The 19,290-nt window shown below is 68.5% G+C and carries 16 protein-coding genes and 1 pseudogene; 6 read left to right on the top strand and 11 right to left on the bottom strand.

The genetic code is table 11. The annotated features are described in order from the left end of the window. Positions 1-120: 120 nt before the first annotated feature. Both AAFN46_RS19415 and nadC read right to left on the bottom strand, forming a co-directional pair. Positions 121-663 (bottom strand): annotated as a pseudogene (locus AAFN46_RS19415) (tyrosine-type recombinase/integrase); the annotation flags it as partial. Positions 664-679: 16 nt separating this feature from the next. After that, entirely contained in the window at positions 680-1,528 is an 849-nt protein-coding gene (gene nadC / locus AAFN46_RS19410) for a carboxylating nicotinate-nucleotide diphosphorylase (protein ID WP_347810342.1), read from the bottom strand. 292 nt (positions 1,529-1,820) lie between these two features. Between nadC and AAFN46_RS19405 the strand changes: the two genes are divergently transcribed. The 3 genes from AAFN46_RS19405 to ampE all read left to right on the top strand — a co-directional run bounded on the left by AAFN46_RS19405 (position 1,821) and on the right by ampE (position 5,746). After that, the gene (locus AAFN46_RS19405; RefSeq protein ID WP_347810341.1) at positions 1,821-4,142 is read left to right on the top strand and encodes a DUF1631 domain-containing protein; all 2,322 of its coding nucleotides are present in this window, start codon (positions 1,821-1,823) and stop codon (positions 4,140-4,142) included. 227 nt (positions 4,143-4,369) lie between these two features. Beyond that, on the top strand, positions 4,370-4,924 hold the full coding sequence (gene ampD, locus AAFN46_RS19400) for a 1,6-anhydro-N-acetylmuramyl-L-alanine amidase AmpD (RefSeq protein WP_347810340.1): 555 nt from the start codon (positions 4,370-4,372) through the stop codon (positions 4,922-4,924). Then, on the top strand, positions 4,925-5,746 hold the full coding sequence (ampE, locus tag AAFN46_RS19395) for a regulatory signaling modulator protein AmpE (protein ID WP_347810339.1): 822 nt from the start codon (positions 4,925-4,927) through the stop codon (positions 5,744-5,746). 25 nt (positions 5,747-5,771) lie between these two features. Here ampE and AAFN46_RS19390 read toward each other — a convergent pair whose 3' ends face one another. Beyond that, the gene (locus AAFN46_RS19390) at positions 5,772-6,662 is read right to left on the bottom strand and encodes an ROK family protein (protein ID WP_347810338.1); all 891 of its coding nucleotides are present in this window, start codon (positions 6,660-6,662) and stop codon (positions 5,772-5,774) included. 174 nt (positions 6,663-6,836) lie between these two features. Between AAFN46_RS19390 and AAFN46_RS19385 the strand changes: the two genes are divergently transcribed. Next, on the top strand, positions 6,837-8,867 hold the full coding sequence (locus AAFN46_RS19385) for a methyl-accepting chemotaxis protein (RefSeq protein ID WP_347810337.1): 2,031 nt from the start codon (positions 6,837-6,839) through the stop codon (positions 8,865-8,867). 179 nt (positions 8,868-9,046) lie between these two features. Here the strand turns inward: AAFN46_RS19385 and AAFN46_RS19380 are convergent, their stop codons facing one another. Further along, the gene (locus AAFN46_RS19380) at positions 9,047-9,826 is read right to left on the bottom strand and encodes a TatD family hydrolase (protein ID WP_347810336.1); all 780 of its coding nucleotides are present in this window, start codon (positions 9,824-9,826) and stop codon (positions 9,047-9,049) included. A 61-nt stretch (positions 9,827-9,887) separates the two neighbouring features. On the opposite strand from AAFN46_RS19380, the gene AAFN46_RS19375 reads away from it, so the two are divergent. Further along, on the top strand, positions 9,888-11,222 hold the full coding sequence (locus AAFN46_RS19375; protein ID WP_347810335.1) for a DEAD/DEAH box helicase: 1,335 nt from the start codon (positions 9,888-9,890) through the stop codon (positions 11,220-11,222). 117 nt (positions 11,223-11,339) lie between these two features. Here the strand turns inward: AAFN46_RS19375 and AAFN46_RS19370 are convergent, their stop codons facing one another. The 7 genes from AAFN46_RS19370 to fabR all read right to left on the bottom strand — a co-directional run bounded on the left by AAFN46_RS19370 (position 11,340) and on the right by fabR (position 18,072). Continuing rightward, on the bottom strand, positions 11,340-11,783 hold the full coding sequence (locus tag AAFN46_RS19370) for a PAS domain-containing protein (protein WP_347810334.1): 444 nt from the start codon (positions 11,781-11,783) through the stop codon (positions 11,340-11,342). A 3-nt stretch (positions 11,784-11,786) separates the two neighbouring features. Continuing rightward, a complete protein-coding gene (locus tag AAFN46_RS19365) occupies positions 11,787-12,788 on the bottom strand; it encodes a response regulator (RefSeq protein ID WP_347810333.1) in 1,002 nt (333 codons plus the stop codon). 40 nt (positions 12,789-12,828) lie between these two features. Beyond that, a complete protein-coding gene (locus AAFN46_RS19360) occupies positions 12,829-14,550 on the bottom strand; it encodes a GGDEF domain-containing protein (protein ID WP_347810332.1) in 1,722 nt (573 codons plus the stop codon). Continuing rightward, a complete protein-coding gene (locus tag AAFN46_RS19355; protein ID WP_347810331.1) occupies positions 14,547-15,590 on the bottom strand; it encodes an extracellular solute-binding protein in 1,044 nt (347 codons plus the stop codon). The genes AAFN46_RS19360 and AAFN46_RS19355 overlap by 4 nt, the downstream gene beginning before the upstream one ends. Before the next feature lie 182 nt (positions 15,591-15,772). Next, positions 15,773-16,552, bottom strand: a complete 780-nt coding sequence (locus AAFN46_RS19350; RefSeq protein ID WP_347810330.1) for a tetratricopeptide repeat protein — start codon at positions 16,550-16,552, stop codon at positions 15,773-15,775. Between the two features lie 73 nt (positions 16,553-16,625). After that, positions 16,626-17,207, bottom strand: a complete 582-nt coding sequence (locus tag AAFN46_RS19345; RefSeq protein ID WP_347810329.1) for a TIGR00730 family Rossman fold protein — start codon at positions 17,205-17,207, stop codon at positions 16,626-16,628. A 229-nt stretch (positions 17,208-17,436) separates the two neighbouring features. After that, entirely contained in the window at positions 17,437-18,072 is a 636-nt protein-coding gene (gene fabR / locus AAFN46_RS19340; RefSeq protein WP_347810328.1) for an HTH-type transcriptional repressor FabR, read from the bottom strand. A 138-nt stretch (positions 18,073-18,210) separates the two neighbouring features. Between fabR and AAFN46_RS19335 the strand changes: the two genes are divergently transcribed. Beyond that, a complete protein-coding gene (locus tag AAFN46_RS19335) occupies positions 18,211-19,281 on the top strand; it encodes an iron-sulfur cluster-binding domain-containing protein (RefSeq protein ID WP_347810327.1) in 1,071 nt (356 codons plus the stop codon). Positions 19,282-19,290 lie beyond the last annotated feature (9 nt).

The following is a 19,290-nucleotide window of genomic DNA, read 5'->3' as shown; positions in this document are numbered from 1 at the left end:
GGTCTGCTTGCGCTTACCGGCGTACTCGGCATCGGCGAAGGTCATCTGCTTCATCGGGAAACTCGGGCAACGGGATCGGCGTATTTCACCAGATTCGGGAAGTCTTCTTCAGAATTTCCCTAGGTGGGAATAGCGCATAGTCATTTTGATGTCTCCATGCCCCAGGATGCGCTGCAGGGTGAGGATGTTCCCGCCTTGCATCATGTAGTGGCTGGCGAAGGTGTGCCGCAGGATGTGGGTTAGCTGGCCGGGTGTGTGGAGTCCGGTGCGCTCATAGGCTTTACGGAATGCCGATCGGCAGGAGCTGAACAGGCGGCCCGATCCTGGGTAGCCCCTCTCCGACAGCAGGCGCTGCAGATCCTCGGGAATGGGGATCGAGCGGACGCGACCATTCTTTGTCCTGGCGAATCGAGCCTGACCGTTAGTGAGCTGGGCTCGGGTGATGGATTCGGCTTCATCCCAACGGGCTCCCGTTGCTAAGCACAGCTTGGCGACAGGCAGGGTGTGGCTATTGGTCGAGGCGGCACACTCGGCCAGAACGAGGCGGCACTCTTCCAGGGTGAGATAGGTAAGCTCGGTTTCATCGACGCGGAGCTGTCGCAAGTTGGCAACCGGGTTGGCCTCATGCCAAACGCCCAGGCGAATCAGCTCATTGAATATGGCCTGGGTTCTACCCCATTTATAGGCTCAACCGCATCGACAGGTCGATGGCCTTGACGTCCTTGGTCAGACTGCCGATGGAGATGTAGTCGACGCCGGTTTCAGCGATGCTGCGCAGGGTGCTTTCGTTGATGCCGCCGGAGGCTTCCAGCTTGGCGCGGCCTGCCGTCAGTGCGACTGCGCTGCGCATGTCGTCCAGGCTCAGCTCGTCGAGCATGACGATGTCGGCGCCGGCCTCCAGTGCTTCGCGCAGTTCGTCCAGGCTTTCCACTTCGACTTCCACCGGTTTGCCGGGGGCGATGCCGTGGGCGGTGGCGATGGCCTGGGCGATGCCGCCGCAGGCGGCGATATGGTTTTCCTTGATCAGGAAGGCATCGTACAGGCCGATTCGGTGGTTGTGGCAGCCGCCTTGGGTGACCGCGTACTTCTGCGCCAGGCGCAGGCCGGGCAGGGTCTTGCGGGTGTCGAGCAGCTTCACGCCCGTGCCTTCCACCAGATTGGCGAAGTGGCGGCAGCGGGTGGCCACGGCGGACAGGGTCTGCAGGAAGTTGAGGGCGCTGCGCTCGCCGCTGAGCAGGGCGCGGGCCGGGCCTTCCAGTTCGAACAGGACTTGATCGCCGAGGGCCTCTTCGCCATCGCGCACATGCCAGTGCACGGCCACCCTGGGGTCGAGATGGCGGAACACGGCGTCGACCCAGGCGGTGCCGCAGATCACCGCCGCCTCGCGGGTGATCACCCGGGCGTGGGCCAGGCGGCCGGCGGGGATCAGCTGGGCGGTGATGTCGCCGCTGCCGACGTCCTCGCGCAGGGCGGTGCGCACGTTGGCTTCGATTTCGGCGCCGAGCTCGGCGAGGGTGAGGTTGGGCATGTCGGCCTCCGCATTCTGGTGGCGCGATTATAGGGATTGCCGGGACGCGGTGCAGGTGTCGTCGCTTTCTGCTAGACCCTAGGCAGCACGTCGGTCGTGCATGACCGTTCGTAAGCCGGTTTGCTCGCAGTGTGATCTGGATCAAGTCGGCGAAAGGCGGTAATTGGTCAAGCTGCGCCTCCCCCTATACTGATGGCACTGGTCAATTTGACGCCATCTGTTTGACGTCACGGATGACGCTCAGCCGTTCGCAGCGGGTTGCCCCGATTTGGCAATTCGCGGGAGACATGCAATGCAGACCGACGCGAAAGTGGTGCAGCTGAACAAGCTTGCCCCCGAGCATTCGCCAACTTCGCCGGCAGGAAGGCTTCCCGTGGCCCTCACTCAAGTGCGCGACAAAGCTGCCCAGCAGCTCAAGCAGGCCATGCAGGGCCTGTTCGACAATGCGGACGACACCCTGTTCGAGATGGCCGACCGCGCCGCCAGCAATACCGAGCAGAATGCCTTCTTCGAGGCCATGCGCGACCTGCGCCTGAAGCGCAAGAGCATCGAGCGCGGCTTCCTGCAGCGGGTGTTCGAGAGTTTCAATACCCTCAACCAGTACGAGATCGGCGCCGCGCCGGTGCTGCAGGCCAGCGTGCCCTTCGAGAGCCTGTCGCTGGTGCAGGACGACGTGCTGGAGGAGTCGGTGGCGCTGGACGCCATGGTCTCGCGGGTGCTCAACCGCGCGGGGGGCGCCCTGGGGCATCTGACCACCCGTTTCAATGCGGTGATCAGCAAGAAGCTCGAGGACAAGACCAATCCGCTGGGCCCGCGGGTGCTGTGCGAGCAGTTCCTCGAATGCTGCGCCGGGCTCGGCGTGGAGATTCGCGTCAAACTGATCATTCTCAAGTTGTTCGAGCGTTATGTGTTGTCCGAGCTCGACCAGCTCTATGCCAACGCCAATCAGCAACTGGTCGAGGCCGGGGTGCTGCCCGAACTGAAGTCGGCTCCGCCGGTGCGCCGCCAGTCGGCTCGATCGGCCGGAGCGCCGGCTAGTGCCGCGGCGGGCGTGCAGCCTGGCGAGACATATGCCGACGAGGGCGTGCAGGAGGCTTTCGGTGCGCTGCAGGAGCTGCTGGCGCAGGTGCGTGGCTCCGAGGTGCTGCCGCGCCGCGAGGTGCCGGTGGGCGCCGTGCCGATCTCCAGCAACGACCTGATGCGCCTGCTCTCCCATCTGCAGCAACACCTGCCCAATGGCGTGGCGCGTAGCGACGACTACGACCTGCGTCACCAGCTCGACCACCTGCTGACCCGCGCCAGCGCCAAGAGCGGCAAGGCGCGGGTGGTCGGCGAGGTCGACGAGGATGTGATCAACCTGGTCGCCATGCTCTTCGAGTTCATTCTCGACGACCGTACCCTGCCGGACTCGCTCAAGGCGCTGATCGGCCGCCTGCAGATTCCCATGCTCAAGGTCGCGGTGCTGGACAAGACCTTCTTCAGCCGCGGCAGCCACCCCGCGCGACGCCTGCTCAACGAGATCGCTTCGGCCGCGCTGGGCTGGAGCGCCCAGGGCGACGAGCAGCGCGATGCCCTGTACCAGCGCATCGAGCAGGTGGTACAGCGCCTGCTCAACGACTTCACCGACGATCCGGCGATCTTCTCCGAGGTGCTGGCCGAGTTCACCGCCTTCACCGGCGACGAGAAGCGTCGCAGCGAGCTGCTGGAGCAGCGCACCCGCGATGCCGAGGAGGGCCGGGCCAAGGCCGAGCTGGCGCGCCTGCAGGTGGAGCAGGCGCTGAACGAGCGCCTGCTGGGCAAGACTTTGCCGGAAGTGGTGGTGCGTCTGCTGCAGGAGGGTTGGAGCAAGGTGCTGCAGCTGACCTGCCTCAAGCATGGCGGCGAGTCGGCGGAGTGGCGCGCGGCCCTGGCGGTGATGGATGACCTGGTCTGGAGCGTGGAGCCGCACGAGTCGGCCGAGGATCGCCTGCGCCTGCTGGAACTGGTCCCGAGTCTGCTCAAGGCGTTGCGCGACGGCCTGGCCGGGGCGGCCATCGACCCCTTCGTCACCAGCGAGTTCTTCAGCAAACTGGAGGCCGTGCATGTGCAGGTCTTCCAGCGCTTCAAGCGCGCCATGCCGGAGCCCGCCGCCGAACCCGCCGTGTCGCAGCTGGCCGAGGCCCGCAAAGAGGGCGAGGTGGTGCCGCTGCCGGTCGAGGCGCCGCTGCTCGAGTTGCCGCCGGCCGAGCCCGAACCCGAGGCGCCGGCCATGGTAGAGGTGGTCGAGGAGATCGTCCTGCTGGCGCCGGGCGAGAGCCGCCCAGCCGAACCCGAGGCCAATCTGCCGGACGACGACGAGACGCTGCAGAAGGTGGACGGCCTGCGTGTCGGCAGCTGGGTGGAGATCCAGGAAGACGAGGAGCACAAGTTGCGTTGCAAGCTGGCGGCGGTGATCAAGCCGACCGGCAAGTTCATCTTCGTCAACCGCACCGGCATGAAGGTGCTGGAGAGGAGTCGCACGGGGCTGGCGGTGGAGTTCCGCCGTGGGGCCGTGCGTCTGCTGGACGACGCCCTGCTGTTCGACCGCGCGCTGGAGTCGGTGATTGGCAATCTGCGCAAGCTCAAGGGCGCCTGAGTCGGCGCCGTAGCTGTTGTTCTCCCTCTCCCTCTGGGAGAGGGCCGGGGTGAGGGCCAGGCAACGAGTAGGCGATAGTCCCTCACCCCCAGCCCCTCTCCCGGCGGGAGAGGGGAGCGCTCTCAAGACACCTTCTTGCCGGGCGTTTTCCTTGGCGTGCTGACCATGCGCTTGCGCCGCAGCGGCCACAGACCCTAGAGTGACGGGCAGTCCACAAGGAGTCTGCAATGCGGCTGGATCCTGCCAGCGGCTGGTGTGACGGAGCGCGTCACTGCCCCTCGCCGAATTTCAACGAGCGGCCCCAGGGCGAGGTGTCCCTGCTGGTGCTCCACAACATCAGCCTGCCGCCCGGGCAGTTCGGCACCGGCAAGGTGCAGCAGTTCTTCCAGAACCGCCTGCCGGTCGACGAGCACCCCTATTTCGCCGATATCGCCCAGCTCAGGGTGTCGGCGCATTTCCTCATCGAGCGCGACGGTGCCGTCACCCAGTTCGTCTCCTGCAATGCGCGGGCCTGGCATGCCGGGGTCTCGTCGTTCGAGGGGCGCGAGAACTGCAACGACTTCTCGCTCGGCATCGAGCTGGAGGGCACCGACGATCTGCCCTTCAGCGATGCGCAGTACCGTGCCCTGGCCGAGCTGAGCGAAGAGCTGCTGCGGGCCTATCCTCAGATGAGTGCGGCGCGCATCTGCGGCCATAGCGACATCGCCCCCGGGCGCAAGACCGACCCGGGCCCCTGTTTCGACTGGGCGCGCCTGCGCGCGGCCCTGCAAGGAGAGCGGTAGATGAGTTTTCTCGTGCTTCTACTGGTGCTCTGGGTGGAGAAGTTTTCCGCTGGGCGCCGGCGCATCCAACGGGATGGCCCCTGGCTCGGCTGGCTGGCCAGGGTCGAGGGCGGCTCGCCCTGGCTGGCGCTGGGGCTGGCCGTGCTGCTGCCGACGCTGCTGCTCGGTCTGCTCCTGCTGGCGCTGGAGCCGCTGGCCTATGGCTGGCTGGCGTTGCCCGTGCATCTGCTGGTGCTGGTCTACAGCCTGGGGCGTGGCGATGTGCTGGTCGCCCTGGGGCCGTTCCGCGATGCCTGGCGGCGCGGTGACGAGCAGGCCGCGCTGCACGTGGCCGAGCGTGACCTGGGCCTGGCCGCCGACGGCGAGGCCGAGCTGCTGGAGCGGGTCCAGGACTACGAGCTGTGGCAGGCCTACCAGGGCTTCTTCGCGGTGATCTTCTGGTACGCCCTGCTCGGGCCCTTGCCGGCGCTGGCCTATCGTCTGCTGGCGCTGAGCGCCGAGCAGGCGAGCCAGGCGGGCGTGCGCGAGCGCGCGGCACAGCTGCGGCATGCCCTGGACTGGCTGCCGGTGCGGGTGCTGGCGGCCAGCTTCGCCCTGGTCGGTAACTTCGCCGCGGTCAGCCGCGCCGTGCTGCACGACCTGCTAGCCTGGGATATCGCCGCCGCGCGCCTGGTGGCCAGTGCCGGGCGCGCCGCCGGCGAGTTACCCGAGCCGCAGCCGGGCGAGGCCGGGGTCGGCAGCCTGGACGAGCTGTGGCAGCTGCTGATCCGTGCCGCGGTGCTCTGGTATGCGGCCTTCGCCTTATGGATTCTGTTGCTGTAGCGCTTCGCGAGCAGAGCTCGCTCCGCTAGGGCCACAGCCAGGCGGCGCCGCGCACACCGCTGGAGTCGCCATGCCTGGCCTGCACCAGGCGGGTATTCACTTGGTCCGAGAATACGTGGCGTGGCAACAGCGGCGGTACCTGCTCATAGAGCGCCGGGATATTCGACAGCCCACCGCCCAGCACCACCACTTCCGGGTCCAGCAGGTTGATCACCGAGGCCAGGGCGCGCGCCAGCTGTTCGCAATAACGCTGCACGGCCCGGGCGGCGCCCGGCTCGGCGCGCCGGGCGGCCTCGGCCAGTTGCGCGGCGTTCAACCCCAGGTCGGCGCGGGCGGCCCAGCCGGGGCCGCTGAGGAAGGTCTCGATGCAGTCGTCCAGGCCGCAGTAGCAGCGCCGCCTCGGGCCATCGGCCGGGCTGCGCCAGGGCAGGGCGTTATGGCCCCATTCGCCGGCGATGGCATTGGGACCGGCCAGCAGGCGGCCGTGGATCACGATGCCGCCGCCCACGCCGGTGCCGAGTATCACCCCGAACACGCTGGCGGCGCCGGCGCCGGCGCCGTCCGTGGCCTCGGACAGGGCGAAGCAGTCGGCATCGTTGGCCAGGCGCACCGGGCGCTGCAGCAGGGCCTCCAGGTCGCCCTGCAGGTCCTGGCCGATCAGGCAGGTGGAGTTGGCGTTCTTGATGCGCCCGTGGTCTGGCGAGCGGGTCCCGGGGATACCGATGCCGAGGCTGCCGCGGGCGCCCAGGCTGGCCTCGGCCTCATGCACCAGGCGGGCGATGGTGCGCAGGGTGGCGGCGTAATCGCCCTGTGGCGTGGGCAGGCGTCGGCGCAAGCGCTCGTCGGCGCCGTCCAGGGCTATGATTTCAGTCTTGCTGCCGCCCAGGTCGATGCCCAGACGAAGGGGTGTGCGCATTCTTAACCTTAAGTTACAGAGGCTGGCGCCGATATCCGGTATATAGGCTCATGGGGGACCTGAGTCTGGCCACTGGCCATCCCCGCTAGAATTGGAATTACCACTGCCTTGCCGTTCAATAGACCAGCCCGCTTTCGGCTGGCATACAAGAATAATGGCAACAGGAGACGTCTAGTGAATAGCGTGTTGTACCCTGCCATCGCCCTGATGAACCGCTTGAGCTTCGGCATGAAGTTCAGCCTGATCAGTGTGCTGTTCTTCCTGCCCATGCTGGTGACCAACTATTTCCTGGTGCGCGAGTCCTACGACGCCTTCGTCGACACCCGTACCGAGTTGCAGAGCCTCGCGCAGCTCAAGCAGGGCATGCAGATGCGCCAGGAGCTGGAGCGCCTCACCGACCTCTACGAGATCTACGCCGTGCTGGGGCAGTCCGGTCAGTCCGAGCAACTGGTCGGCCTGATCGACCCGCTGGTGAAGGGCGTGAAGGCGACCCTCGACGGGCTCGAGTCGAGCAGCGGCGATGCCCAGGCCGTCGAGGAGTTCAACGCGCAGCGCGATGCCATCAGGAAGGCGCTGGATGCGGTCGAGGCCGAGTCCGCCCTGCGCAGCAAGGCCGGCCTGGTGACCCAGGCACTGGACAATTCCGAGCTGTTCATCAAGTTCGTCGCCAGCCAGTCCGGCCTCAGCCAGGACAGCGAGCTGAGCGTGCGGCAGATGAGCGAGCTGCTGACCAGCGTCACCCTGCCGGTGACCCGCACCATCGCCAAGGGCCGTGCCCTGGGCTCCTACTCCCTGGGTCAGGGCATCCTCGGTTCTTCCGACAGCAGCAAGCTGGACGAACTGCTGCTGCAGCTGGAGAAGTTGCACACCGAGTACGGCTTCAAGCTGCACAGCGCGCTGGAGAGCAATGCCCAGGCCAAGCGCAGCTTGGGCGATCTGGCCGAGGCCAGCCGCAGCACCCTGACCGAGAACGCCGCGGTGCTGGAAGAGCAACTGCTCATGGCCGATACCCTGGATGCGCCCTGGAAGGGCTTCTACGACCAGACCAGCGCCGCCATCGACAAGACCTACGCGCTGAACGAGGCCGTGCTCGACTTCCTCGAGCGCGACCTGGGCCAGCGCCTGGAGCAGAAACGCACGCAGATGGTGCTGCTGGTGGCGGCCCTGGTGCTGCTGTTCCTCGCCATCGGCTACCTCTACGGCGGCTTCTACGTGTCCACCCGCGCCACCCTCAAGGGCTTCGGCAAGACCCTGGGCCAGGTGGCCGCTGGCGACATGACGGTGAGTGTCAACGTGCGCAGCCGCGACGAATTGGGCGAGCTGGGTCAGGTGTTCAACGGTACGGTGGCGAAGATCCGCGACCTGATCGAGCTGGTCGGCCAGACGGTGATCGAGGTCGAGCGCCAGGCCGATCGCGTCGAACTGGTGTCCGGCGAGAGCAGCCAGGCGGTGAGCGCCCAGCGCGGGCAGATCGAGCAGGTCGCCACGGCGATGAACCAGATGTCCGCCACCGCCCAGGAGGTGGCGCGCAGCGCCGCCGCCGCGGTGGGCAGCGCGCAGAGCGTCAACGACGAGACCGTCAGCGGCCGCGCCCTGGTCGAGTCGCAGGTCGGCAGCATCCAGCGCCTGGCCAACGAGATCGACCAGTCGGTGGCGGTGATCAACCAGCTGGCCGCCGACAGCGCCTCGATCAGCCAGGTGCTGGACGTGATCAAGGGCATCGCCGGGCAGACCAACCTGCTGGCGCTCAACGCCGCCATCGAGGCGGCGCGCGCCGGCGAGCAGGGCCGTGGCTTCGCCGTGGTGGCCGACGAGGTACGCAACCTGGCCAAGCGCACCCACCAGTCCACCGAGGAGATCGAGCAGATGATCGGTCGCCTGCAGAGCGGCGTGGGCGCCACGGTGACCGCCATGAACGGCAGCCACCAGATGGTCGAGAGCACCGTCGGCCAGTCGGCCCAGGTGCAGCAGGCGCTGGAGAACATCCTCGGCGCGGTCGGCATGATCGTCGACCAGAACCAGCAGATCGCCGCCGCCGCCGAGCAGCAGACCGCCGTGGCCCACGACATCGACATGAACATCGTCGAGATCAACCAGGCCGGCGAGCGTACCGCCGAAGGCGCGGTGCAGACCGAGCAGGCCAGCCGCGAGCTGTCCGACCAGGTGGCGCGCCTCAAGGAGCTGATCAGCGCCTTCCGCGTCTGATCTGTCCCAAGCAATGCCCAAGGCCCGCCATTCGGCGGGCCTTGTTGTTTCTGCTGCGGCGATCGGAGGGATAGGGCTCTACTCCCCTCTCCCTCCGGGAGAGGGGCCGGGGGTGAGGGACTCCTAGGCTACTCGCAGTCTTGCGCGGGCGGCGCCAACCCTCTCCCGGAGCGAGGGGCTCAAGCCCAGCCGAACAGCTCGGCGGCGTTGCGGCTGCTGTGCTCGGCCAGCTGCTCGGGCGTCTCGCCGCGCAGTTCGGCCAGGGCCGCGCAGATCGCCGGCAGGTGCTCGGGGCTGTTGCGCAGGCCCGGATACATGGCCGGGGCCATGTCCGGCGAGTCGGTCTCCAGCACTATGGCCTCGGCCGGCAGCCGCGCCACCACCTTGCGCAGGCGCAGGGCCTGCGGCCAGGTCGGCGCGCCGCCGAGGCCCAGCTTGAAGCCCAGGCGCAGGTACTCGCGGGCCTCCTCGTAGCTGCCGGCGAAGGCGTGGATGATGCCGCCGCGCGGCGGGCGAAAGCGCTTCAGGCTGGCGATGGTGGCGGCATGGGCGCGGCGCACATGCAGCAGGGCGGGCAGCTCGAACTCCACCGCCAGTTCCAGCTGGGCCTCGAACAGCGCCTGCTGGCGCTGGCGATCCAGAGTCTCGACGAAGTAGTCCAGGCCGAACTCGCCGACCGCGCACAGCTGCGGATGCCCGGCCAGGCGCTGCAGCCAGGCGCGCAGCTCCTGTAGATGCCCGGGGAGATGCTGCTGCAGATAGACCGGGTGCAGGCCGAAGGCGGCATACAGATCGCTCTGCGTCTGGCACAGCTGCCACAGGCGCTGCCAGTTGTCGCGGTATACGCCGAGCACCACCAGGCGCTGCACGCCCAGGTCGCGGCTGCGCGCCAGCAGCTCGGCGCGGTCGGCGTCGAACTCGGGAAAGTCCAGGTGGGTGTGGGTGTCGATCAGCTGCATGCACGCATCATAAGCCCGGGCGGGTAAACTGTGCGCCTCGTATTCTTCCGGTTGCTTCGCCATGTCCTTCGCCGCCCTCGGCCTGATCGAACCCCTGCTGCGCACCCTCGATACGCTCGACTACCGCGAGCCGACGCCGGTGCAGAAGCAGGCCATTCCCGCCGTGCTCAAGGGCCGCGACGTGCTCGCCGCGGCGCAGACCGGCACCGGCAAGACCGCCGGTTTCGCCCTGCCGCTGCTGCAGAAACTGGTGCTGGAGGGTGGCCAGGTGGCGAGCAATTCGGTGCGCGCCCTGGTGCTGGTGCCGACCCGCGAGCTGGCCGAGCAGGTGCAGCAGGCGGTGCAGCAGTATGCGCAGAACCTGCCGCTGCGCACCTACGCGGTGTACGGCGGGGTCAGCATCAACCCGCAGATGATGAAGCTGCGCAAGGGCATCGACCTGCTGGTGGCCACCCCGGGTCGCCTGCTCGATCTGTACCGGCAGAATGCGCTGCGTTTCGACCAGCTGCAGGCGCTGGTGCTGGACGAGGCCGACCGCATGCTCGACCTGGGCTTCGCCCGCGAGCTGGACGAGCTGTTCAGCGCCCTGCCGAAGAAGCGCCAGACCCTGCTGTTCTCCGCCACCTTCTCCGACGCCATCCGCCAGATGGCCGGGGAGCTGCTGCGCGATCCGCTGTCGATCGAGGTCAGCCCGCGCAACGCGGCGGCCAAGAGCGTCAAGCAGTGGCTGGTGACGGTGGACAAGAAGCGCAAGAGCGAGCTGCTGCTGCACCTGTATCGCGAGCGTGGCTGGGATCAGCTGCTGGTGTTCGGCAAGACCCGCAAGGGCGTCGACGAGCTGGAGCAGTTGCTGCTCGCCGAGGGTATCGCCACCGACTCGATCCATGGCGACAAGCCGCAACCCTCGCGCTTGCGCGCCCTGCAGCGCTTCAAGGCCGGCGAGGTGCGGGTGCTGGTGGCCACCGACGTGGCCGCGCGCGGCCTGGACATCAGCGAGCTGCCGCGGGTGGTCAACCTCGACCTGCCCATCGTCGCCGAGGACTACGTGCACCGCATCGGCCGTACCGGCCGCGCCGGGGCCACGGGCGAGGCGGTGTCGCTGGTGTGCGCCGACGAGGTGGAGCTGCTGGCGGCCATCGAGACGCTGATCGGCCAGGTCATCCGCCGCGAGGACGAGCCTGGCTTCGAGCCGGATCACCGGGTGCCGCAGACCGCACCCGGCGGCGCGATCCTGAAGAAGCCGAAGAAGCCCAAGGTCAAGGTGATCCCGGGCGCCGCTGCCAAGGGCAGGATTCACATGGGCAACTGGTTCGAGGAAGACACCGGCAAGCCTAAGGTCAAGGCGGTGCGCGCCGTGCCGAAGCTGGGCGAGAAGCCGCGGCCGAAGAAGAAGTAGGGGAGGGGCCGTCGCGACGGCTTGTTCGCTTTGGGGAGCAGTTCCCAGTTGCCTGGGCCGTCCCTCGCCCCTGCGCGGGCCGCCCCGGCCCCTCTCCCGGAGGGAGAGGGGGGAGAACTAGCCCCGGCGCAGCTGCGCCTCGGCCGCCTCGGTGACGTCGTAGATCACCAGGCAGACATGCTCGACCTGGCCGGCGGTGGCGGCCAGCGGCATGATGCTGAGGTTCTGGTACATGAAGTCGGACTGCCCGGTGATCGGCCGGTAGGTCTCGAAGCGCAGCAGATAGGGGCGCTGCTGCCACAGGCTGAAGGCGCGGGTGCCCAGGCGCAGCACGCTGCCGACCTTGCGCTCCAGCCACACGCGGTCGATCTCCGGGAACAGCTGGAACAGGCTGCGCCCCTGCACCTGGTCGGCGCCCAGGCCCGAGTGGTTCTCCATGAAGCTGTTCCACACCTCGATGCGGAAGTTGCGGTCCATCACCAGCACGCCGACGTCCAGGCACTGGACGATGTCCAGCAGCCAGTGCAGTTCCTGCAGGTCAATCTGTGCGCGTTCGGCCATGGCTCACTCCATCAGGTACTGGATCTTGGCGGTCAGGCGCGGCACCGAGCTCTCGGTGAACAGCAGCAACAGGTCGAAGTGCACGGCGTGGCCCTCCAGGCCGTAGCTGATCTCCACCGCCAGGGTCTGGCGCCAGCGCGCGCGATTGAACTGGATCAGCTCGTCGATGCTGCGCGCGTGCTCGCCGAGCAGTTGCGGATGGCCCTGGGAGAAGCGGATATCCAACTGCTCGGCGATGCCGGTCAGGCAGGCGCCGATCAGGATGCTGGCCAGGTCCAGGAGCATCTCCGAGGTGGCCGTGTCGTCGCCCGGGCGCACGCCGATCAGGTGGGCGATATCGGCCACTTCCGAGTCATGGAACAGCAGCAGCGCCTCGCCGGCGATGGCCTCGCCGATGAAACCCTGGCATACCGCGCTGAGGCTGTCGCCGCGGTTGGCGTCGGCCAGGGCCATGTGCAGCTCGCTGGCCTCGAACAGGTCGACGGTGGGGATCGGCAGCCGCACGAACACGCCCAGCTCCTCCGCCAGCAGGGCGGCGGCGCGGCCCATGGCCACGTTGGTGACCTCGCGCAGGGCATCGCGAAAGCCCACCTTGATCTCGGGCTTGTCGGCGGGCTGCGTCTCGGTCGTCGCCGGTTCGGCCCGCAGCAGGCCCAGCTCGTCGAGGGTGGCGCGCAGTTCCTCGGCCGGCGCCGGCTTGCGAATGAAGCCCAGCGCGCCGAGTTCGACCACGCGTCGCCGCGCCTCCTCCTGCACGTCGCCGGACACCACCAGGATGCGGCAGCTGTGCCCCTCCTCGCGCACCTTGGCCAGCACCTGGTAGCCGTCCATCACCGGCATCGTCAGGTCGAGCAGCACGACCTCGCCCAGGCCCTGGCGAATCGCGGCCATGGCCTCTTCGCCCTGGCTGGCCTGGGTGATGTTCACCGGCCATTCGGGAGGCAGGGCGCGGATCAGTTGCTTGCGCGCCATGGCGGAGTCGTCGCAGACCAGCAGTGCAATCAAGGCTCTGTTCCCCGGTGGAGTCATAGCGCAAGCATAGTCGTCAGCGCGGCGTTCCGGCCTCGAAGCTGAAGGTGTTGCGTCCGGCCTCCTTGGCCATGTACATGGCGCGGTCGGCCTGTTGCAGCAGCGCTTCGATGTCGTCGCCGTCGCGGGGGAACAGGCTGACGCCCATGCTGGCCTGTATATGTACCTCGTGGCCGTCGATCAGCATGGGCAGCTGGAAGCGCTCATGCAGCTTGTGCACCACGCTGACGACCTGCTGCGGCTCTTCCATCTGTTCGAGCAGCACGACGAACTCGTCGCCGCCCAGGCGCGCCACCGTGTCGCTCTCGCGGGTGGCCGAGCGCAGCAGATTGGCCACCGCCTGCAGCACATGGTCGCCCAGGCTGTGGCCGAGGCTGTCGTTGAGCTCCTTGAAATGGTCCAGGTCGACGAACAGCACGGCCAGGGGCTTGGCGCTGCGCCGGGCGCTGGCCAGGGCGTGTTCCAGGCGCTCGAAGAACATGCGCCGGTTGGGCAGGCCGGTCAGGGCGTCGTGGCGGGCCAGGTGTTCCAGGGCCTGATGGCTCTGGTTGAGGGCTTCGAGCTGGTCGCGGATGTCCTCCTGCATCTGCTCGACGCTGCGCGCCAGCTCGCCCAGTTCGTCCTGGCGCTGCACCGGCAGCGGGCCGCTGTGGCGCTCGCTGGCGAACTGGCGCACGGCCAGGTTGATGCTCTTCAGCGGGCGGGTCATGGCGCGCGAGGCGACTATCGCCAGCAGCACCGCCAGCAGGCTGGCCAGCAGCACCACCTGGGCGATGCGCCGGCCGAGCTGGGTGCTTTCCGCCAGCACCTGGCTCTCCGTCTGGCCGAGGCCGAGCACCACGAAACGCTCCGCCGTACCGGCCTCAAGCTCCAGGCGCACGAAGGCGGCAATCTGGCTGCGCTCGGCGGCCCGGCTGCGGCCGATCAGGCCGTTCTCCGTAGCGCCCTGCAGCAATCGGCCCACCTCGGCGAACTCGTCCTGCAGGAAGCGGCGCTGACCTTGCTCGAAGCCGAAGGTACGCCGTGGGTCCGGGTGTATCAGCAGGTCGCCCCAACGGTTGCTCAGGTAGACCTGATAGTGCTGCGGCAGGTCGCTGCGCAACTGGTCGAACAGCTGGTCGAGGTCGATATTGATCACCACCAGGCCATACACCCGCCCGCCGTCACCGAACACCGGGCTGGACACCCGCAGGGTCGGCTTGCCCAGGCCCGAGTGGGCGCCCAGTTCGCGATTGATCGAGATGGGCGACAGGCGCACCTTGTCCGGTGCCAGGAGCAGGGTCTCGAACACGTAGGGGAAGTGGCCCTTCTCCTGCAGATCGCCGTCCTGCACCTGGATCGGTCGTTCGCCGTCGCGGTCCACCCGCACCTGTTCGAGGCCATGGCCGGCGGCGCTGATCAGGCGCACCTGCAGGTAGTGCGGATGCACCCGCATCAGGGCCTGGAACAGCTGGGCCAGGTCGCTCTCGATGTGCGCGCGCAACGGGGCGCCGACTGCGCCGGCCAGATTCCGCTCGCTGGCGATCCGCGCCAGCAGGCGTACATCGCGGGAGCTGGTGTCGATGCTGTTGCGCAGGTTGCGGCTGAGGACCTGGGTGGAGGTCAGCAGGTCGCGTTCGGCGGCCTTGAGAATCAGGCTGCGGCTGCTGGCATAGGAGTAGTAGCCGGTCAGGCCGCACACCAGCACGCCGAACAGGGCGAGCAGGCAGGCCAGCTTGGCGGCTATGCCGAATCTCATGGTGCCTCCGCCAGCGGCGGGCGTTCGCCGGAGTAGATGCGTTCCCACAGACGGGCCCGCCGCTCGGCGTCCTCCACCGGGCGTAGCCAGATCAGGCGGCCCGACACGTCCAGGCTGTCCGCCTCCTGCAGGGTGTTGGACAGGCCCTGGCGCTCCACCAGGGCGCGACTCATCGGCGGCTCCAGGCTGAAGTCGATCCAGGCCTCGGCCAGCGCCAGGTCGCGGGCGCCGCGGCTGATCGCCCAGCAGTCGAGCCAGGCGAGGGCGCCTTCGCGGGGGATGGCATAGCCGACATCGGCGCCGGCATCGCGCAGTTGCTTGAGCTGCTGGCGGCCATAGTTGGCCCAGAGCAGCGCCGCCTTGTGCTCGCGAAACAGCGCCGCGGCTTCCTCCGGCAGGTTGTAGAAGGTCAGCACGTTGCGCCGCAGGGCGATCAGCTGTTCGGCGATCAGCGGAAAATCGCCGGCGGCGATGCGGAAGGGGTCGCGGCCGCGGGCCTGGCTGGCCAGGGAAAAGTTGTGGCTGCTGCCGTTATAGGCCAGGACACGGCCCTGCAGGCGCGGATCCCACAGGCTGGTGATGGAGTCGGGAGGGCTGGTGAACTGCGTGCGATCGTAGATCAGGCCCATCTCCGAATAGGTGTAGGGGATGGCGTAGACCTTGCCGTCCGTGGTGATGCCGGGAATCTTCGGGTAGTCGCGAAAGCGCCAGAGCTGGCGGGTGGTGTTGGCAATGCGGCGCGGGTCCAGCGGCTGCAGCAGCTGTTGCTGGATATAGTTCTCGATCTCGGCGGTATTGGCGGCGATCAGGTCGAAGTTTCCGCCGTTGTTGGTGGCCAGCTTGCGCCGCAGCATATCGTCGCTGCCGACCAGGGTCACCTCCACCCGTGCCTTGTGGCGCCGCTCGAATTGTTGCACCAGGTCGGCATCGGCATAGCCGGGCCAGGCCAGCAGGCGCAGCACGCGCTCCTCCGCCGGCGCCAGGGCCGGTAGCAGGCAGAGCAGGGCGGCGATCAGCAGACGGTGGGTGGGGTACGTCATGGGGCTGGGCCAAAACCGGGGGCGCTCCAGCAGTGTATACGATGGCCATGGGCCCTGCCGGCGCACCGGGAGGGGGGCAGCTGGCGCTAAGGCGTCGCCTGCGTCGGCGGATACGGGGCGTCAGCGCCCGCTGGGCAGGCCGGCCCCGCGGCGGTGCAGCCGGTGATAGTCGCGCAGCCCGTTCAGGCTGCAGCGTCGGGCCTCTGTCGTTGCGGGGCGTCCAGCGCCTTGAGTTCGTCGCGTACCAGCGCCAGGCAGGCCTGGTGCAGGTTGCGGTAGTGCTTGGGGGCACGCCGCGCATACTGCTCGATCTGCTCCAGTTGGCTCCTGGCCTCGTCGGTGCGGTCGGCCTGGCGTAGCAGCAGGGCGTAGTGGTAGCGCGCCTCGGGGCCGGCGAAGTGCCCCAGCAGCGCATGGAATTCTTCCTCGGCCTTGGCCAGCTCGCCGAGCCGGCTGAGGGCGCGGGCGTACAGCAGGTGGCCCTCGGCGGAGCGGAACTGCGGGTTGTGGCGGATAAGCTCGTCCAGGGTGTCGCGGCAGCCCGCGGCATCGTCCAGGGCGAACTGGGCCTGGGCCAGGCCGAGCATGATGTCCGGTGCGTGACTGTGCACGCCGCGCAGGGCGGCGCGGTAGTGCCTCGCGGCCTCGGCGGGCTGCTCCAGGCGCAACAGCTCGTCGGCCAGCAATACGCGGGTCTCGCGGGTGTCGCTCAGCTCCAGGGCGTCGCGCAGGGCGCGCAAGTGGCGTTCGGGATCGAGGCGGTCGTGCAGCTGGTTGAGCGCACGGCGGCCGCTGCGGCTGCCGAGCATGTCCGGCAGCATGATGCCGAGGAAGTAGATCAGGCAGCCGAGGCCGGGCAGGGCGATGATCAGGTACAGCCAGTAGCGCTCCTGGCCGCTACGGACCGCGTGCAGGCCACAGACGATCTGGCAGGCGATGAGCAGCAGCGCGAGCAGGGGCATGGGCGAAACATCCTTGTTTGGTGGGGGCCCTGTTTAGCATGGCGCCGCACCACTGTCATCGGCGGCGCCGGCGTTATGTGCGGTCCACCCACTTGGGCGCCGCGCTGGGGCGCCAGGCGGCCAGGCGCTGCAGCAGTTCGTCCGGCTGTTCGCCGACCTGGAGGATGCTGCGGTGCTGCTCGCGGACGAAACGCTCGGCCACCAGATGATCGAGGAAGTCGGTCAGCCGCGCGTAGAAGCCCTCGACCTCGAGCAGGCCGATGGGCTTGGCGTGGTAGCCGAGCTGACCCCAGGTCCACACCTCGAACAGTTCTTCCAGGGTGCCCAGGCCGCCGGGCAGGGCGATGAAGGCGTCGGCCAGCTCGGCCATGCGCGCCTTGCGCGCATGCATGCCGTCCACCACCTCCAGGCGGGTCAGGCCGGGATGGCCGATCTCGGCGCGCTCCAGGCTCTGCGGGATGATGCCGATCACCTCGCCGCCGGCGGCCAGGGCGGCATCCGCCACCACGCCCATCAGGCCGACCGCGCCGCCGCCGTAGATCAGGCGCAGGCCGCGCTCGGCCAGGCTGCGGCCGAGCCGCTCGGCGGCCTCATGGTAGACCGGGCGGGCGCCGGGACTGGCGCCACAGAATACGCAGACGGATTTCAGGCTCATGCACGGCTTCCTCGTTTGGGGCCGACAGGGTAGCCGCGCGGCGAACCTGACTCAATCGTCAGCCCGGCGTGTCGTCGCGACCGCAGGCGCCGGCGGCATAGGCGGCCAGCAGGAGAAGGACTTGCCGAGTGGACATGGCGTGGCTCCCGAGTGGTGGCCGGGAAATTCTGCACGCCACGGGCGCGAGTGGCCCTTAGATTGTCTCGATGGCGGCGATAGCCGACGGCGCTCAGTCCGGCTGGCGGCCCAGGCCGCGCCAGTGCTTGGCGCCGATGAAGATGAAGCGCAGCTGCTGGATCATCTTGGTTTCGGGGGTGAGGTGGGGCGGCAGATCGGCGCGGGGCGGGTCGATCAGCTCGGGCAGGGTGGCGAACACCGTCTTCACCACCAGGTCGGAAACCACGTCCAGCGCCGCGTCGTCCAGGTGCGGCGTGCGACTCATCAGCTTGAGGTCGGCGGCCAGGTCGTCGGTGATCTGCTGACGCAGGCGGCCGATGGCCTGGCGCACCGGTTGCGAGCCGCCGTACTGCTCGCGGGCGAGGAACAGGAACTGGTTGCGGTTGGCCGCCACCGCGTCGAGGAAGATGCGCGTGCTGGCCTCGATGATGCCGCCCATCTCGAACTGGTTGCGGCGCACTTCGCGCAGGGTGCTGCGGAAGGTGGCGTCGACCTCGGCGACCAGCGCCAGGCCCAGTTCGTCCATGTCCTGGAAGTGCCGGTAGAAGCCGGTCGGCACTATGCCGGCGGTGCGGCTGACCTCGCGCAGGCTCAGGCTGCCGAAACCGCGACCGCTGTCCATCAGGCTGCGCGCGGCATCCATCAGGGCCTGGCGGGTCTGCTGTTTCTGTTCGGCGCGTGGGGTCATGGCGTTCGGCTGGCGACGGGATTGCGCCGCACTCTAGCAAAAGCCCTTCGGCGGCGTCGAACCGTTGTCAGTGAACAGTTGTTGACTGAATGGAAGGTGTTTGCCACTCTGTGTACATATGTTCACTGGAGCGCCCGAATGCCTCTCTTGCCGCTTGCCCTGATTCGCCTGCTGGCGCCGCTGCTGCGGCCGCTGCGTGCCCTGGCGGCGCGCGGCTGGTTGGTGGAGGCCGAGCTGGATGCCGTGCTGGCCTGGCTGCACCCGGCCTGGCGGTTGAACCGGGTGTTCGCTCGCGTCGAGGGTCGCGAATGGGTCGGCGACGACCTGCTGGCCCTGCGCCTGCGCTGCAACGGCAACGCGCGTGGCTGGCGCGCCGGCCAGCATGTACAGCTGTACCTGTGCCTGGACGGCGTGCGCCATGGGCGCAGCTACAGCCTGACCCGGGTCGCCGACGCCGGGGTGATCGAGCTGGGCATTCGCCGCCAGCCGGGCGGGCGCCTGTCCAACGCATTGCTGGAACGGGCCGAGGTCGGCCAGGTGCTGGAGCTGGGTCAGGCCCAGGGCGAGCTGCGCTGGCCGCGGCAGGGCGCCGGCGTCGGCCTGCTGGCCGCCGGCAGCGGCATCACCGCGCTGCTCGGCCTGCTGCGCGAGGCCCTGGCCCAGGGCTACGCGGCGCCGGTGCAGTTGCTGCACTACGTGCGCGAGGCCGGTCAGCGTGCCTATCGCGACGAACTGCTGGGGCTGATGCAGCGCTATCCCAACCTGCGCGTGCACTGGCAGCTGACCGGCCAGGGCGGCGAGCGCCTGCGCCCCGAACACCTGGCGCCGATGCACGGCTTCGACCTGCTGGCCTGCGGCCCGGCCGGCTTCGTCGCGACGCTGCGCGAGTGCTGGGACGGGGGGCTGCAACACGAGGCCTTCAGCCCGCTGCCGCGCAGCGCCGAGCCGGGTGGTGCGGTGCGCCTGGAGTTCGTCCGCAGTCGTGTTCAGGCATCCGGCGACAGCGCGCGCAGCCTGCTGGAGCAGGCCGAGGCCGCCGGCCTGCGCCCGGCCCACGGCTGTCGCCAGGGCATCTGCGCCGGCTGCACCTGCACCCTGCTGGGCGGCGCGGTGCGCGATCTGCGCAGCGGCGCGACCCTGGCCGAGCCGGGGCAGGCGATCCGCCCGTGCGTCAGCGCGCCCCTGGGCGATGTACGAGTCGATCTCTAGGAGAGTGCC

This window comes from Pseudomonas sp. CAU 1711, from assembly GCF_039888625.1.
In the GTDB taxonomy this organism is placed as follows: Bacteria; Pseudomonadota; Gammaproteobacteria; order Pseudomonadales; family Pseudomonadaceae; genus Aquipseudomonas.
This window is presented reverse-complemented; position numbering and strand designations above follow the sequence as displayed.

Coding starts and splice junctions, on each gene's coding strand:
- fabR (WP_347810328.1), bottom strand. CDS start 18,072: ATGACCCCACGCGCCGAACAGAAACAGCAGACCCGCCAGGCCCTGATG.
- AAFN46_RS19380 (WP_347810336.1), bottom strand. CDS start 9,826: ATGCAGCTGATCGACACCCACACCCACCTGGACTTTCCCGAGTTCGAC.
- ampE (WP_347810339.1), top strand. CDS start 4,925: ATGAGTTTTCTCGTGCTTCTACTGGTGCTCTGGGTGGAGAAGTTTTCC.
- AAFN46_RS19390 (WP_347810338.1), bottom strand. CDS start 6,662: ATGCGCACACCCCTTCGTCTGGGCATCGACCTGGGCGGCAGCAAGACT.
- AAFN46_RS19335 (WP_347810327.1), top strand. CDS start 18,211: ATGCCTCTCTTGCCGCTTGCCCTGATTCGCCTGCTGGCGCCGCTGCTG.
- AAFN46_RS19360 (WP_347810332.1), bottom strand. CDS start 14,550: ATGAGATTCGGCATAGCCGCCAAGCTGGCCTGCCTGCTCGCCCTGTTC.
- nadC (WP_347810342.1), bottom strand. CDS start 1,528: ATGCCCAACCTCACCCTCGCCGAGCTCGGCGCCGAAATCGAAGCCAAC.
- AAFN46_RS19375 (WP_347810335.1), top strand. CDS start 9,888: ATGTCCTTCGCCGCCCTCGGCCTGATCGAACCCCTGCTGCGCACCCTC.
- AAFN46_RS19405 (WP_347810341.1), top strand. CDS start 1,821: ATGCAGACCGACGCGAAAGTGGTGCAGCTGAACAAGCTTGCCCCCGAG.
- ampD (WP_347810340.1), top strand. CDS start 4,370: ATGCGGCTGGATCCTGCCAGCGGCTGGTGTGACGGAGCGCGTCACTGC.
- AAFN46_RS19370 (WP_347810334.1), bottom strand. CDS start 11,783: ATGGCCGAACGCGCACAGATTGACCTGCAGGAACTGCACTGGCTGCTG.
- AAFN46_RS19345 (WP_347810329.1), bottom strand. CDS start 17,207: ATGAGCCTGAAATCCGTCTGCGTATTCTGTGGCGCCAGTCCCGGCGCC.
- AAFN46_RS19350 (WP_347810330.1), bottom strand. CDS start 16,552: ATGCCCCTGCTCGCGCTGCTGCTCATCGCCTGCCAGATCGTCTGTGGC.
- AAFN46_RS19355 (WP_347810331.1), bottom strand. CDS start 15,590: ATGACGTACCCCACCCACCGTCTGCTGATCGCCGCCCTGCTCTGCCTG.